General features: G+C 64.9%; 12 protein-coding genes. 7 read left to right on the top strand and 5 right to left on the bottom strand.

Annotated features, from left to right (window positions below):
• Nucleotides 1–31: 31 nt before the first annotated feature.
• The 5 genes from NYQ83_RS13120 (at nt 32) to NYQ83_RS13100 (ending at nt 6,868) form a co-directional block, all read left to right on the top strand.
• Complete coding sequence (locus tag NYQ83_RS13120; protein WP_261215226.1) at nt 32–1,285, top strand: aspartate kinase; 1,254 nt, start codon at nt 32–34, stop codon at nt 1,283–1,285.
• Between the two features lie 87 nt (nt 1,286–1,372).
• Nucleotides 1,373–3,640: a phosphoenolpyruvate--protein phosphotransferase gene (ptsP, locus tag NYQ83_RS13115; RefSeq protein ID WP_261215225.1), complete on the top strand. Its 2,268-nt coding sequence runs from the start codon at nt 1,373–1,375 to the stop codon at nt 3,638–3,640.
• Between the two features lie 24 nt (nt 3,641–3,664).
• Nucleotides 3,665–4,744 (top strand): peptide chain release factor 1, encoded by a 1,080-nt coding sequence (gene prfA, locus NYQ83_RS13110; protein WP_128290923.1) that lies wholly within the window; start codon nt 3,665–3,667, stop codon nt 4,742–4,744.
• A gap of 58 nt (nt 4,745–4,802) precedes the next feature.
• The gene (gene prmC, locus NYQ83_RS13105) at nt 4,803–5,699 is read left to right on the top strand and encodes a peptide chain release factor N(5)-glutamine methyltransferase (RefSeq protein ID WP_261215224.1); all 897 of its coding nucleotides are present in this window, start codon (nt 4,803–4,805) and stop codon (nt 5,697–5,699) included.
• 251 nt (nt 5,700–5,950) lie between these two features.
• Nucleotides 5,951–6,868 carry a DUF4167 domain-containing protein gene (locus NYQ83_RS13100; RefSeq protein WP_261215223.1) on the top strand — a complete coding sequence of 306 codons (918 nt, stop codon included), beginning with the start codon at nt 5,951–5,953 and terminating at the stop codon, nt 6,866–6,868.
• A gap of 151 nt (nt 6,869–7,019) precedes the next feature.
• On the opposite strand, the gene NYQ83_RS13095 is transcribed toward NYQ83_RS13100, so the two are convergent.
• Entirely contained in the window at nt 7,020–7,784 is a 765-nt protein-coding gene (locus tag NYQ83_RS13095) for an MOSC domain-containing protein (protein WP_261215222.1), read from the bottom strand.
• Nucleotides 7,785–8,062: 278 nt separating this feature from the next.
• Here NYQ83_RS13095 and clpB point away from each other — a divergent pair, with 278 nt between their 5' ends.
• Entirely contained in the window at nt 8,063–10,699 is a 2,637-nt protein-coding gene (gene clpB / locus NYQ83_RS13090; protein ID WP_261215220.1) for an ATP-dependent chaperone ClpB, read from the top strand.
• Between the two features lie 246 nt (nt 10,700–10,945).
• Complete coding sequence (locus NYQ83_RS13085; protein ID WP_314733307.1) at nt 10,946–11,773, top strand: lytic murein transglycosylase; 828 nt, start codon at nt 10,946–10,948, stop codon at nt 11,771–11,773.
• Nucleotides 11,774–11,795: 22 nt separating this feature from the next.
• On the opposite strand, the gene NYQ83_RS13080 is transcribed toward NYQ83_RS13085, so the two are convergent.
• The 4 genes from NYQ83_RS13080 to NYQ83_RS13065 form a co-directional block, all read right to left on the bottom strand.
• Nucleotides 11,796–12,152, bottom strand: coding sequence for a DMT family protein (locus NYQ83_RS13080; protein ID WP_261215219.1), 357 nt, complete (start codon nt 12,150–12,152; stop codon nt 11,796–11,798).
• Nucleotides 12,153–12,263: 111 nt separating this feature from the next.
• Complete coding sequence (locus tag NYQ83_RS13075; RefSeq protein ID WP_164879548.1) at nt 12,264–12,422, bottom strand: hypothetical protein; 159 nt, start codon at nt 12,420–12,422, stop codon at nt 12,264–12,266.
• A gap of 83 nt (nt 12,423–12,505) precedes the next feature.
• Nucleotides 12,506–13,102, bottom strand: coding sequence for an SCO family protein (locus NYQ83_RS13070; RefSeq protein WP_261215216.1), 597 nt, complete (start codon nt 13,100–13,102; stop codon nt 12,506–12,508).
• Nucleotides 13,103–13,177: 75 nt separating this feature from the next.
• Nucleotides 13,178–15,115 (bottom strand): M23 family metallopeptidase, encoded by a 1,938-nt coding sequence (locus tag NYQ83_RS13065; RefSeq protein ID WP_261215214.1) that lies wholly within the window; start codon nt 15,113–15,115, stop codon nt 13,178–13,180.
• Nucleotides 15,116–15,453: the final 338 nt, after the last annotated feature.

Below are 15,453 nucleotides of genomic sequence, written 5' to 3'. Positions count from 1 at the left end.
ACAAATTCCATCAGGCCTAGCCGAGCCGAAAATGTCCCGCCTCGTGATGAAATTCGGCGGCACTTCTGTCGCCGATCTCGACCGCATCCGCCGTGTTGCGCGCCATGTGAAACGTGAAGTCGATGCCGGCCACGAAGTCGCCGTCGTCGTTTCCGCGATGGCCGGCGAGACGAACAAGCTCGTCAAATTGTGCCGTGAAGCGTCGCTCATGCACGACGCGCGCGAATACGATGCCGTCGTCGCCTCGGGCGAGCAGGTGACGGCCGGGCTTCTCGCCATCGTCTTGCAATCGATCGGCGTCGATGCGCGCTCCTGGCTCGGCTGGCAGATCCCGCTTCGCACCGATGCCGCCCACGGCGTGGCGCGCATCGCCGACATCGATTCCCGCACGCTTCTCGAGCGCATGAGCCGCCAGCAGGTGGCGGTCGTTGCGGGCTTCCAGGGCGTCGCGCCCGACAACCGCATTGCCACGCTCGGCCGCGGCGGCTCGGATACGAGCGCGGTGGCGCTCGCGGCGGCCCTCGGGGCGGAGCGCTGCGACATCTATACGGACGTCGACGGCGTCTATACGACGGATCCGAGAATCGTATCGGGCGCCCGGCGCCTGCCGAAGATCGCGTTTGAGGAAATGCTCGAAATGGCGTCTCTCGGCGCCAAGGTGCTGCAGGTCAGATCCGTCGAACTCGCCATGGTGCACGGGGTCAGAACCTTCGTGCGCTCCTCCTTCGACGACCCGGAAGCGCCGCAGGTCGGCGAGGGCAATCTGCCCATCGGCACGCTCATTTGTGACGAGGACGAAATCGTGGAAAAGCAGCTTGTCACCGGCATCGCCTATTCCAGGGACGAGGCGAAGGTCACGCTCCGACGCGTCGAGGATCGACCCGGCGTCGCCGCGACCATTTTTGGCGCGCTCGCCGACCAGGCGATCAATGTCGACATGATCGTGCAGAACATTTCCGAGGACGGGCGCACCACCGACATCACCTTCACCGTCACCACGACCGATTTCGACCGTGCGCTCGCCCTCATCGAGGGGATGCGGCCGGGCGTGGCGATGGAGATGGTCTCGGGCTCGAGCGACGTTGCGAAAGTCTCCGTCATCGGCATCGGCATGCGCAGCCATGCGGGAGTTGCGGCGGAAGCGTTCAAGGCGCTCGCGGCGCGCGGCATCAACATCCAATTGATCACCACCTCGGAGATCAAGATCTCCATCCTGATCGACGCCGCCTATACCGAACTTGCCGTACGCACCCTCCATTCAATATACGAACTGGACAAGACGTGACGGGCTAACGTCGAATACGGCGCCCACGGGGGACGGGGCGGCCGGGAGAGACTGTGCACGCCGACGGGATGAGGGGGTCTGCCCGCAATGCGAGAGACGCTTGCCGGACCGAGAGTGCTGCTCAGGCGGCTCCGCGAAGTCATGGCGGAGCCGATCGGCGCACAAGATCGTCTGGATAAGATCGTCAGGCTGATCGCCGCCAACATGGTGACGGAGGTCTGTTCCGTCTACATCCTGCGCGCCGACGGGGCGCTCGAACTCTTCGCCACCGAAGGTCTGAAGGCCTCGGCCGTTCACCGCGCCACCTTGCGCGTCGGCCGCGGCCTCGTCGGCCTGATCGCGGCGGAGGCGCGACCGCTCAATCTCCCCGATGCGCAGAAGCATCCGGCCTTCGCCTATCTGCCGGAGACCGGGGAGGAGATCTACAATTCCTTCCTCGGCGTGCCGGTGCTGCGTGCCGGCCGCACTCTCGGCGTACTCGTCGTCCAGAACCGCGCCCACCGCTCCTACACCGAGGAGGAGGTGGAAGCCCTGCAGACGACAGCCATGGTGCTCGCCGAAATGTTTGCCGCCGGCGAAATCGAAGACCTCGCCACGCCCGGCGCCGACCTCGATCTCAACCGCCCTTTTCGTCTGGAAGGTGCGGCGTTTTCGGAAGGAATCGGGCTCGGAAAAGTGCTTCTGCACGAACCGCGCGTGGTGGTGACGCAGCTGATCGCCGAAGACGTCGATCAGGAGCTCGTGCGCCTCGACGAGGCGATGCGGAGCCTGAGACTTTCCGTCGACGATCTTCTGGCGCGCGGCGTGGAGGCCGGACAGGGTGAGCATCGCGACATTCTCGAAGCCTACCGGATGTTCGCGCAGGATCAGGGCTGGGTGCGGCGGCTGCGCGAGGCGGTGGCGGCGGGCCTGACCGCCGAAGCGGCGGTGGAGAAGGTGCAGAGCGATATGCGGGCTCGGCTCGCACGCAGCGCCGATCCTTATCTGCGCGACCGGCTGCATGACCTCGACGATCTCGGCAACCGGCTGTTGCGCACGCTGATGGGCCGCCCGCACGGCCCGGGCAGCGCACAGATGCCGTCCGATGCGGTGGTCGTCGCGCGCAATATGGGGGCGGCCGAACTTCTCGATTACGACCGCGACAAGCTGCGCGGCGTGGTGCTCGAAGACGGGGCGCCGACGAACCATGTGGCGATCGTGGCGCGGGCCCTCGGCATCGCCACCGTCGGCCAGGTGGAAAACGTCGTGGCGCTCGCCGAATCGGGCGATCCCGTCATCGTCGACGGGGAGACGGGCGAGGTGCATCTGCGCCCGCCGGGTGATATCGAGCTCGCCTATGTCGACAAAGTGCGCTTCCGGGCACGGCGGCAGGAGCAGTTCCGCCGTCTGCGCGACACGCCGGCCTCGACCAAGGACGGCGTCGATGTTTCCTTGATGATCAATGCCGGCCTGATGATGGATCTGCCGCATCTCATGGAATCGGGGGCGTCGGGCATCGGGCTCTTCCGCACCGAATTGCAGTTCATGATCGCCTCGTCGTTTCCGCGGCTCGGCGAGCAGGAGGCGTTTTATCGCGACGTCATGGAAGGGGCCGGCGACAAGCCCGTGACCTTCCGCTCGCTCGATGTCGGCGGCGACAAGGTGCTGCCCTATATCCGCACGCATCCGGAAGAAAATCCGGCGCTCGGCTGGCGCGCAATCCGGCTCGGCCTCGACCGGCCGGCGCTGTTGAAGACGCAGATCCGTGCTTTGCTGAAGGCGGCGGCGGGACGCACTTTGCGCCTCATGTTCCCGATGGTGACGGAGGTGTCGGAATTTGAACGCGCCGCGCAGATCGTTCGGAGCGAAGAGGCGCATTTGCGGCGCCACGACCATCCGACCGCCGACAAGGTGGAGCTCGGCGCGATGCTGGAGGTCCCGTCGCTTCTCTGGCAGCTCGACGAGCTTCTGGCGAAGGTCGATTTCCTGTCGGTCGGCTCCAACGATCTGTTTCAGTTTTTGATGGCGTCCGACCGCGGCTCGACGCGGCTTGCCGGCCGTTTCGATGCCTTGTCGCCGGCGTTTCTGCGCCCCTTGCGCAAGATCGCGCACCGGGCCCACGATATGGGCAAGCCGGTTTCCGTGTGCGGCGAAATCGCCGGGCGGCCGCTCGAAGCCATGGCGCTTCTGGCACTCGGCTACCGGTCCTTGTCGATGGCGCCGTCTTCGATCGGGCCGATCAAGGCGATGATCCTGGAATTGCGGCTCGAACCCCTTGCCGAACGGCTCAATGCCATGCTGGACGGAGATGTGAGCGGCTCAGAACTCCGCACCGAATTGCGGGCCTGGGCGAATATCGAACGCATCCCCGTGTGAGCGAATTCTCGCTATAGAGAGCGGATGATACCGAAAGAACGACTGGACGGGCTGATTGCCCGCCGCAACGCCATCACCACGGAACTCACCAAGGCGCCGGAGACGGAGGTCTTCATCCGCCTGTCGCGCGAGCTTGCCGAGATCGAGGAGGTGGCCGGCAAGGGCGAGGAGCTGCTTGCGGCCCAGCAGGAGCTCGAAGACGCCGAGGCGCTGACCGCCGACCGCGACAGCGATGCGGAGATGCGCGAACTCGCCGAGGAAGAGGCCTATGCGCTGCGCAAGCGCATCGCCGTGCTCGCCGACGAGATTCGGGTTCTGCTTCTGCCGCGCGACGAGGCGGATTCCAAAAGCGCCATCCTGGAAGTCAGAGCCGGCACCGGCGGCGACGAGGCGGCGCTTTTTGCCGGCGACCTTTTCCGCATGTATTGCCGCTATGCCGACCTCAAGAAATGGAAGGTCGAAATCCTCTCCGTCTCGGAGGGCGAAGTCGGCGGCTACAAGGAAGTGATCGCCTCCATCTCCGGGCGGAGCGTCTATGCGCGGCTCAAATTCGAATCGGGCGTGCACCGGGTGCAGCGCGTGCCGGAGACGGAAGGCGGCGGCCGCATCCATACCTCGGCGGCGACGGTCGCCGTCCTGCCGGAGGCGGAGGACGTCGATATCGAGATCCGCCAGGAAGATCTTCGCATCGACACGATGCGTGCTTCGGGCGCCGGCGGGCAGCACGTCAACACGACCGATTCGGCGGTGCGCATCACGCATCTTCCGACCGGCATCGTCGTCACCTCGTCGGAGAAGTCGCAGCACCAGAACCGGGCGCGCGCCATGCAGGTTCTGAAAGCGCGGCTTTATGACATGGAGCGCGAGAAGGCCGACAGCGAACGCGCCTCGGCCCGCAAGAGCCAGGTCGGTACCGGGGACCGCTCGGAGCGCATTCGCACATACAATTTCCCGCAGGGGCGGGTGACCGACCACCGCATCAACCTGACGCTCTACAAGCTCGACAAGATTCTGGCCGGCGAAGCGCTCGACGAACTGGTCGACGGGCTCGTTGCCGACGACCAGGCGAACCGGCTTGCCGCGATCGAAGCCGAGCCGGCGTGAGGGCGGGGAAATAGCGAGAAGTCCGGCCGGTCGCGGGGCGCCAAGCCGCGACGCGCTTTTGAAGCAAGCGCGCGCAACCCTGAAGGCGGCCGGCATCGCCGATCCGGGGCGCGACGCGCGGCTGCTTCTTGCTGCCGCCTGTGGGATTTCCGCCGAACAGCTGATCTCGGCCGGCGATGCGCCGGTGACAGACGAGGAGGAGGCGCGGTTTTCCGCCTTCATCGCCCGCCGCGTGGCGCGCGAGCCCGTCGTCCGCATCCTCGGAGAAGCGGAATTCTGGGGGCTTTCCTTTCTGGTCGGGCCGGACGTTTTGACGCCGCGGCCGGAGACGGAGCATGCCGTCGAAACCGCACTCGCCTTCCTTGGGTCCGAGGGGCGTGGCGAGCCGCTCCTCTTCGCCGATCTCGGCACGGGAAGCGGGGCCATCGCGGTGGCGCTCTTGCGGGAGCTTCGCGAAGCGCGATGTGTCGCGGTCGATCTCAGCGCCGCAGCGCTCGATGTGGCCCGGCAGAATGCCGCAAGGCACGGGGTGGACGAGCGATTTTTGCCGTTTCACGGCGACTTTCGCGATCTCGGAGAGGTGGTCGCGCCGCAAAGCCTGACTTTTATCGTTTCCAATCCACCCTATATAGAGAGCGACGTCGTCGCGACGTTGATGCCGGAGGTCGAACGCTTCGATCCGAAGATGGCGCTCGATGGCGGCGAAGACGGGCTGGCCGCCTACCGTGCGATCGCAGAGGTCGCTCCCGAATTTTTGAAACCGGGCGGTGCACTTATCCTTGAGATCGGCGCGGGCCAGGCGGAGAGTGTCACGGCTCTTCTCAAGGAAAACGGACTTTCTGCATGTTCCGAGACAGTCGATCTTGCCGGAATCGTGCGTGTGGTCAGCGCCAGGAAAGCTTGTGATGACAGTGTTGCAGACGCTGCTTTCGCCTGCCGCAATGCGAAAAAATAACTTGGAAATCCAAGTCAATCTCGCTACGGTCAAGAGGCGATCCGGGGCACAACGCCACACAAATGTCCTTGAGACAGGCGAAGTTATCGCCCCCAGCGCGGATCGTTTGCACGTCTTCGCCACCGATGGTCATGAACGACACGGGCAGCTCCGGCTGAATTGGGAATCGTGCGATTGGAAAACTCAGCTTCGGTCAAGCCGTGGCGAGTAGGGGCACGGATCAAAAAGCTCTAAACCAGCGAGAACGGTTGATGAGGCATAATCAGAACAGGCGGTCGCGGGGACGCAACCGCAAGGGGCCTAATCCTCTTTCGAGAAGCTATGAATCGAATGGGCCGGACGTCAAAGTTCGTGGAACGGCTCAGCACATCGCCGACAAATACGCCTTGCTGGCACGCGATGCGCTTTCTTCGGGGGACAATGTCTCGGCCGAGAACTATTTTCAGCACGCAGAACACTACAACCGCATCCTGATGGCTGCGCAGGCGAACATGCCGCAGCAGCAAAACGTCAACAATCAGGATCAGGACGACGACGACGATAGCGACGACTACCGTCCGATGAACGGCCATCGCCAACCCTCGCGCAACGATTCGCGCCAGGACGACCGCGATTCCGACGAGCGCGAGACGCGCGGCTCGGGAAATCGGGACGATAACCGCCGTGACGATAACCGTCGTGATGATGGACGCCGCGATGATGGACGGCGGGGAAATCGCGACGGCCGCAATCGCGACGAACAGACCGCATCGAGCGACAACGACGACGACAACGAGGGTGATGGCGAGGAGCGCAGCGAGCGCCGTCCGCGTCGCACCCGCCGTCGTCCGGCCGCGGTCGCCGAGAGCGCCGAGACCGGCAATTCGGACGATTCCAGCACGGATGAGCCCGCCGCCGAGAAGCCCAAGCCTGCCCGGACGCCGAGGGCCCGCAAAACCGCCAAGGCGGAAAATGCCGAAGCGGCCGACAGCGGAACGGATGAGGGGACGGGCGAAGCTGCGCCGGCTCCGAAGCCGCGCCGCCGCACCAAGAAGGCGGCTGCTGCCGACGGCGAAAGCAGCAATGGCAACGGCGAAGCCAAGGCCGAGATGAAGGCCGACGGCAAGAGCGACGAAAAAGGCGAGCCGACGCGCGACGGTGCCGCGGCTCTGGCAGCCTTTCCGGAATAAGTTTCGGCTCATCGAAACAGCGATATCAGGCGCGGGTCCCGGCCCGCGCCTTTTTCGTGTCCGCTATCGGGTCGGGGGAATGGGCGGATGGCCTTGCCGCCCTGCGCAATTCATGGGTTCGGCGCCTGCCTCACCCTGCCGTCTCAGGCCGTCAGGCCGGAGGCGAAAACGCGTCGCCCTCGCGTAGCGAGCCGGCGGTTGCGGCCGTGAGATAGATGCCGAAATCGGAATGGCCGTAGAGCTCCAAGAGGGCTCGCGGGAGGGCCGCGTCGCGCGCGCCCGTCTTTGGATCGACATTGGTGGCGGCGCAGCGCTGCGTGCGCTTTCGACCCGAGAGAGTGATCTCCGGCAGGTCCAGCGTCTTGCCGATCCAGTCGAATTCGGCAAAGGGCGGCGCCCCGTCGATGACGATGTTGGGCCGGAAACGCAGGGGATCGAGGCTGCGGCCGAGCTTTTCTTCGAATGCGCGCAGGCTTGCGAGATTGACGAGATGCAGCGATTTCGTGCGCACGTCGGAAAAGGAATGACCGGGCACGCGCAGAAGCCGCGGCGGACCGCGCAGCTCCGCGGCGAACTCTTCCGCCACCCAGGCTTCGAGCGCCGCACGGCCTTCCGGCGTGGCCAGCGAGCCTGAAAAACCGGCCGAGCCGCCATCCTTCGGCGTGATCGAGAGCTCTTGCGTCGCCTCGTCGAAGCGGCTTTCGAAGGTGGCGAGCCGCTCGTTCTTCATCAGCATCAAAAAGCGGATCTTCGGCAGATGCTGAGGGTTTTCCGGATCGAAGCCCGAGGGGCCGTTCTCGATCGCAAAGGCGCGGTCGAAGGACATGGTGGCGCCCTTTTCGAGCGTCACGTCCGAGAGGCGTTCCGGGGACAGCCCTTTGACGGGATAGCGGTAAAGCGCGGTGACCTTGATCATGGGATTTGGCTTCCGCTGCGGTGGTGGCAAAGTCAACCGACGGTGTGCACCGAAGGACGGAGACGTGCGTGTCCAGGAGGCGCCGGCTGCATAACCGCGGGCGTTTCGGTCCCTCTCAAAAGAGCGGTTGCCGAGGCTCGAAAATCGGCGCCGCGACCATTGCGTGGCAAATCAGCCACACCCATATGAGCATCCGGTACGGGGCGCTTCCGAAGAAGGCCTCAATCTCATGTCAGGTGCGGGATGCTACGGGTCCCGGCGCCGGAAGGGGTCAAACGATGAATTTTGAAAAATACACAGAACGCGCGCGCGGCTTCATCCAGTCTGCGCAGACTTACGCGCTGGGACAGGGGCATCAGCAGTTCCTTCCCGAACATCTTCTGAAAGTTCTCCTCGACGATCCGGAAGGCATGGCGGCGGGCCTCATTTCGCGCGCCGGCGGCCGTCCGAAGGAGGCGCAGCTCGCCAACGATGCGGCGCTCGCCAAGCTGCCGAAAGTGTCCGGCGGCAACGGCCAGCTCTATCTGGCGCAGCCGCTCGCCAAGGTTCTGCAGACCGCCGAGGATGTGGCGCAGAAGGCGGGCGACAGCTTCGTCACCGTCGAACGGCTGCTTCTCGCTCTCGCCATTGAAAAGGGCGCGGCGACCTCCGGCATTCTCTCCAAGGCCGGTGTGACGGCAAACGGGCTCAACGACGCGATCAACGACATCCGCAAGGGGCGCACGGCCGATTCGGCTTCCGCCGAGCAGGGCTATGACGCTTTGAAGAAATATGCGCGCGACCTCACCGAAGAGGCGCGGGCGGGCAAGCTCGACCCGGTGATCGGCCGCGACGAGGAGATCCGTCGTGCCATCCAGGTGCTGTCGCGGCGCACGAAGAACAACCCGGTTTTGATCGGCGAGCCGGGCGTCGGCAAGACCGCGATCGCGGAGGGTCTGGCGCTGCGCATCGCCAATGGCGACGTGCCCGAGAGCCTGAAGGAGAAGAAGCTTCTCGCCCTCGACATGGGTGCGCTCATCGCCGGCGCGAAATATCGCGGCGAGTTCGAAGAGCGGCTGAAGGCGGTTCTCTCGGAAATCGAGGCGGCGGCCGGCGGCATCATCCTCTTCGTCGACGAGCTGCACACGCTGGTGGGCGCGGGCAAGGCGGAAGGCGCCATGGATGCCTCGAACCTTTTGAAGCCGGCCCTGGCGCGCGGCGAGCTGCACTGCGTGGGTGCGACGACGCTCGACGAATACCGCAAATATGTCGAGAAGGATGCGGCCCTGGCGCGGCGCTTCCAGCCGGTCTTCGTCAACGAGCCGAACGTCGCCGACACGATCTCGATCCTGCGTGGCCTCAAAGAGAAGTACGAGGTGCATCACGGGGTTCGCATCACGGATTCGGCGCTCGTTTCCGCGGCGACGCTTTCCAACCGCTACATCACCGACCGGTTTCTGCCGGACAAGGCGATCGATCTGATGGACGAGGCCGCCTCCAGGCTCCGCATGCAGGTCGATTCCAAGCCGGAAGCGCTCGACGAGCTCGACCGGCGCATCATCCAGCTCAAGATCGAGCGGGAAGCCTTGAAGAAGGAGACGGATGCGGCCTCGCATGAGCGGCTCGAAAAGCTGGAGAAGGAGCTTGCCGACCTCGAAGAGGAATCGGCCGCGCTCACCCAGCGCTGGCAGGCGGAGAAGGAAAAGCTCGCCGGTGCCTCCAAGCTCAAGGAGGAGCTCGACCAGGCGCGCTTCGATCTCGAACAGGCGCAGCGCCGCGGCGATCTCGCCAAAGCGGGCGAGCTTGCCTATGGCGTCATCCCGCAACTCGAGAAGAAGCTGAAGGAAGCGGAAAAGCGCGAGGCGCAGGCCTCCAGCGGTGAGGGCGGCGGCGGACTGGTCGAAGAGGCGGTGACGCCCGACCATATCGCCCATGTCGTGTCGCGCTGGACCGGCGTTCCGGTCGACAAGATGCTCGAAGGCGAACGCGACAAGCTCCTCAGAATGGAGGACGAGCTGTCGCGGCGGGTCATCGGCCAGGCCGAGGCTGTGCATGCGGTTTCGACCGCAGTCAGGCGTGCGCGCGCCGGGCTGCAGGATCCGCACCGGCCGATCGGCTCGTTCATGTTCCTGGGCCCGACGGGCGTCGGCAAGACGGAGCTCACGAAGACGCTCGCCGACTTCCTGTTCGACGACGAGAGCGCCATGGTGCGCATCGACATGTCGGAGTTCATGGAGAAGCATTCCGTGGCGCGGCTGATCGGTGCGCCTCCGGGATATGTCGGCTACGAGGAAGGCGGCGTTCTGACCGAAGCGATCCGGCGGCGGCCCTATCAGGTCGTGCTTTTCGACGAGATCGAAAAGGCACATCCCGACGTCTTCAACGTGCTTCTGCAGGTGCTCGACGACGGCAGGCTGACAGACGGCCAGGGCCGCACCGTCGACTTCCGCAACACGCTCATCATCATGACCTCCAATCTGGGCGCGGAGTTCCTCTCCAACCTCAAGGAGACGGAAGACGTCGACGCGGTGCGTGAAGAGGTGATGCAGGTGGTGCGGGCGAACTTCCGGCCGGAATTCCTCAACCGTGTCGACGAGGTGATCCTGTTCCACAGGCTGAAGCGCCAGCAGATGGCGGCGATCGTGGAAATTCAGCTGAAGCGGCTCGAGACGCTCCTGGAGGACCGCAAGATCGAGCTCTCGCTCGACGACAGCGCCACGGCGTGGCTCGCCGAGAAGGGCTACGACCCCGCCTATGGGGCGCGGCCGTTGAAGCGGGTGATCCAGAAGCAGGTGCAGGACCCGCTGGCGGAAAAAATCCTCGCCGGCGAAATCCGCGACGGCGCTGCGGTCAAGGTGACGGCGGGTTCCGACCGGCTCCTCTTCCATGTCGTCGGCTCGAAGACCGGCACGGAAGGCGAATCGATCGCCGCCTGAGCCCGTTTGGTGAAGGCGCCCCGCTCCGGCGAGGCGCCGTCCCTTTCCATAAAAGACACGAACGCCCGTCCCGCACACCGGGGAGGGCGTTTTTATGCGCGCCCGCATTTCCTCCGGCCCCTCGCGCGCGACCGCGCTCGATCGGCGGGGCGCGCCTCTGCCGGGAACTCCCCTGGCCCTTAAGACTTTGTCCTTCCCGGCTGCGCTAACCTCGCAGCGTTTGGATGACAGGGCAGGGGCATATTCATGCTTTCAATGAGACGCGTTGTTGCCGCGGCGGTTTTCGCCTGCGCGGCGGCAGGTTTTTCCGCCACGACGCAGGCCGCATCCTGCGGGAACGGGCCGGCGGGCTTTCCGGCCTGGCTGCAGGATTTCAAGCAGGAGGCGGCACGGGCCGGCATCTCACAGCGGGTGATCGATCGGGCGCTTTCGGGCGTCTCCTATCAGTCGAAGGTCATTCGCCTCGATCGCGGCCAGCATTCCTTCAAGCTCTCCTTCGACGAGTTTTACCGCAAGCGGGTGAACGACGCGATGATCCGCAAGGGGCGGAAGCTCATCGGCCAGTATTCGTCGCTCCTGTCGTCGATCGAAAAGCGCACCGGCGTGCCGCCGGAGGTGATCGTCTCGATCTGGGGGCTGGAGACCGGCTATGGCCGCAATTCCGGATCGATGGCGACGTTCCCGTCGCTTGCCACGCTCGCCTATGATTGCCGGCGCTCCGCCTTCTTCACCGGCGAGCTTCTGGCGGCCCTCAAAATCGTTCAGCGCGGCGACATCGCTCCCTCGCAGATGCGCGGCGCCTGGGCCGGCGAACTCGGCCAGACGCAGTTCCTCGCCTCTTCCTATCTGCGCTTCGCCGTCGACGGCGACGGCAACGGGCGGCGCGACCTCATCAATTCGGTGCCGGATGTGCTCGCCTCCACAGGCAATTATCTCCGGGCCTATGGCTGGAAAGCCGGGCAGGGCTGGGAGCCGGGTACGACCAATTACAACGTGCTGCACCAGTGGAACAAAGCCGACGTCTACGTGAAGACGATCTCGGTGATGGCCTCGAAAATGGCCGGGCGAAGCTGACGCCGCATCGCCCGGATGAGGCCTAAATCGGCGCGCGGAAGATGAAAAACGCGCCGAGCCCGATGAAGGCGAAGCCGACGAGCTGGTTGAGCGTGATCGGCTCTTTCAAATAGATGGCGGAGAAGCCGACGAAGACGACGAGGGTGATGACCTCCTGAATCGTCTTCAGCTCCGCCGCACTATAGGCGCGGTAGCCGATGCGGTTCGCCGGCACGGCGAAGCAATATTCCAACAGCGCGATCATCCAGGAAACCAGGATGACGAGCGGCAGCGGCCGGTCGGTGAAGCGCAGATGCCCGTACCAGGCGACCGTCATGAAGAGATTGGATGCCGACAGAAGCAGGATCGGCGCGACCTGCGGCGGGATGGAAAACGTCATCGTGACCTTAAGACAAGGCGGGATGCCGACAACGCTCCCGCGAGCGAAGCAATGAAGAAGACCGCCGAAACGTTCCCGCCGTGGTGATGAAACGCGGACGGGACAGGCGTCTCAGATGCCGAAACAGCCGGGCAGGCCCGAGACCAGCACCGACATGAAGATCGCATCCGATTTCAGCTGCCAGCCGAGAAAGACGGAAACGATCGCGGCGAGCGCGAGCAGGGCCGAGGCGGCGGTGAAGGCGAGCGAGCCGTCGAAGGGAAGCTTCATGGAGGAGATGTTGCGCCGGCGCCCGCTCCACCGTCAAGCGCGGCCGTCAAGCATGGGTCAAGCGGGGGCCGTCAGGCAGGCGTTCAAGCAGCGCCGTCAAGCAGTCGGTTGAGCTTGGCGAGCGCTGCGTCGCGGTCCTCGTTGAAATTGATGGTGCCGGCGAGGCGGCCGTCCCGGTCGAGCAGGAAGACCGAGGCGGTGTGGTCCATGGTGTAGTCGCCGCCCTCCGTCTCCACCTTGCGATAGAAGACATGATAATCGTCGAGCATGGCCCGCACCTTGTCAGGCTCGCCGGTGATGCCGCGGATCCCGGCATCGAAAGCTGAGACGTAATCGGCCATCACTTCGGGCGTGTCGCGCTCCGGATCGACGGTGACGAAGACGAGGGCGAGATCGTCCGCCTTGTCGCCGAGCGCTTCGCGCCAGCTCGCCATGTCGGCGAGCGTCGTCGGGCAGACATCGGGACAATGGGTGAAGCCGAAGAAGACGGCGGAGGGGTGGCCCTCAAAAATCTCTTCAGTGACCGGCGCGCCTTTTTCATCGACGAGGGTGAAATCGGCGCCGAGCCGATCGCCGCCGGCGATGCCCCCCTGGTTGCGCGACAGGACCCAGAGGGCCGTGACGCCGACGAGGGCGGCGGCAACCGCGATCCAAAGTCCAATCAAGATGCCGCGTCGCATGTCGTCAGGCTCCTTTCAGGCGGGTTTCGCCGCGAGAGATCGGGCACCTTCTGGAGCGGCGCCCGGGCTGCGGGCTCAGTCGGTAAGGGTCGCGACGCGGGAGGAATTGTCGCGTGCGAGCAAGGCGTCGATGCGCTGACGCTCCTTGTTGAAACGGGCGAGTTCGGCGCCGGTCAGAGTGTGGCCGCGCGGGACGCGGATCTTCATCGGATCGACGAAGCGGCCGTTGACCAGGACCTCGAAGTGGCAATGCGGCCCGGTCGAGAGACCCGTGGAGCCGATATAGCCGATGATCTGTCCCTGATGGACGCGCATGCCGACCTTGATGCCTTTGGCGATGCCCGACATGTGGTTGTAGGTGGAGACATAGCCGTTGGCGTGTTTGATCTCGACGCGCCGGCCGTAGGTGGAGAACCAGCTGGCGCGCTCGATGATGCCGTCGCCGGCGGCGATGATCGGGCTGCCGCGCGGCGCCGCCCAGTCGACGCCGGAATGCAGCTTGTAGCGGCCGAGGATCGGATGCTTGCGCATGCCGAAGGGCGAGCGGAAAACGCCGTTCGGCACCGGCTTGCGCAGGAGGAACTTGTCGGCGCTCTTGCCGTCGGGATCGTAATAGCCGATCGAGCCGTCTTCCTCGTTGCGGTAGCGATAAAAACGATGCTTGGCGCCGTTGACGGTGAGCGAGGCGTAGATGAGCTCCTCCGCGTCGGGATCGCCCGTGTAGACGGCCTCGAATTCGTCGCGCCTCGATGTGCGGCTCTGCAGATCGGTGTCGAAGGAGAAGATGCGCACGAGCTTTTCGGCAAGCTCGGGCTTCATGTCGAGGCTGAGGGCGGAGCGCCAGAGCGCGCTGTAGACGCTCGGAAGAGAGGAGCGGGAGCGCGTATCGGCGGCGTTCGCAGTCTCGAAATCGCCTTCACTGAAGTTCGGCTCGGCCGCCGCCACATAGGCGCCGCCATCGGAGAGCGCCACCGTCGCCAGATGCTGGCCGTTGGAATAAAGGCTGACGCGCACCGGACGGACGCGGCCCGCGTCGTCTTCGGCAAGACCGAGGCGCAGCTTCTGGCCGGCACGAAAATCGAAGGCGAAATTGGCGATCATCGTCGACTGGATCTCGGCCGCCTCCACCTCGGTGGCGCCTTCGGCCTCCAGGAGCTTGGTGAGCGCGTCGCCGGTCGCGACCTGGACGATCTTTTCCTCGATCGCCTCGTCGACGGGTGCCTCGTCGTTCTTCTCGATGAGAGAGACGTTTTCCGGCACGATGGCGACGGCGAGGTTGTTGAGGGAGAGGGGATCGGCCGAACTCACGTCGAAGCGGCCGGGATCGACATAGGGAAGCGAGGCGACTTCCACGGCGCCTTCGGCGAGGAAGGGGGCGTTCTCACGGATGATGCGCTCCACTTCGGCCGTCTTCAGCGCCGCCGTCTCATCGTAACGCGTGGCGTTGACGGGAAAGGGCTCGCTCTTGATGGTGACTTCGCCGTCGACCTCGGCGCCGTAGATCGTCTCGGCCGCGGCCGTTTCGGCCGGCTCCGGCGAATTGCCCTCCGCAAACAGAGCGAGCGCGTTGAACTTCGGCACCCGGGCGACGATGTCTTCTGAAACCGGGGCGGCGAGCGCGCGCCTGACATGCACGAAGGGGCGGACCTTGATGTGTTCGCGGTCGTCGACGCGGGTGACGGTGGAGACCTGGATGACGCGCTTCAGCTCTTCGCCGTCGGGCTCGACGCGAATGCGGTCGCTCTTGCGCCCGACGGTTCCGCCGATGAGCCGACCCGGATCGATGGCGGCAAGCGCCGGACGGATGATGCCTTCCGGCTTCAGTCCGATCGCCGCCTGCAGCGCGCCGCCCACCAGGATCACCGAGAACACGGCCGTGACGACAGATCCGCCCAGCCAGCGCAGGCTGAGCCGGCGCCGGTCCGGCCGCCGCTTCAGCGAGAGATGATAGAGCGGCTCCTCGTCACCAAGATCGACGGACGGAACCGGGCGCTGTTTTACGAAAGGGTGCACCCCGTCGTTTTCCTTTCCCCGCATGCGCGCCGCATGCGCGTCTCTGTATAGCTCGCGTGCGCGATGTGTGACAGCCTTCCGATAGGGTTGCGAATGTGACTGCTTCGTGACGCGTCGTGCCAGCGGGGGTGCCCCCTGTCAACGCGACCGAGTGAAAGCCGCGGAAATCCGGGCTTTCGACGGCTTTTTCTGAAAAGCGCCGATGTTTTTAAAACTCGGTGTTGACAGGTCGGAGAGGTCTGAATATATACCGCGACACCGGCGGCGGGGAGCACTGCTCTTCGGGGCTCGACGCTTCATCGCCGGCTTCCATTCTTATCCAGGGCGTATCCCGGCTT

The organism is Afifella sp. JA880 (genome assembly GCF_025379905.1).
GTDB lineage: Bacteria > Pseudomonadota > Alphaproteobacteria > Rhizobiales > Afifellaceae > Afifella > Afifella aestuarii.
Note: the sequence above shows the minus strand (reverse complement) of the source record. Positions and strands in the feature narration are given on the sequence as shown.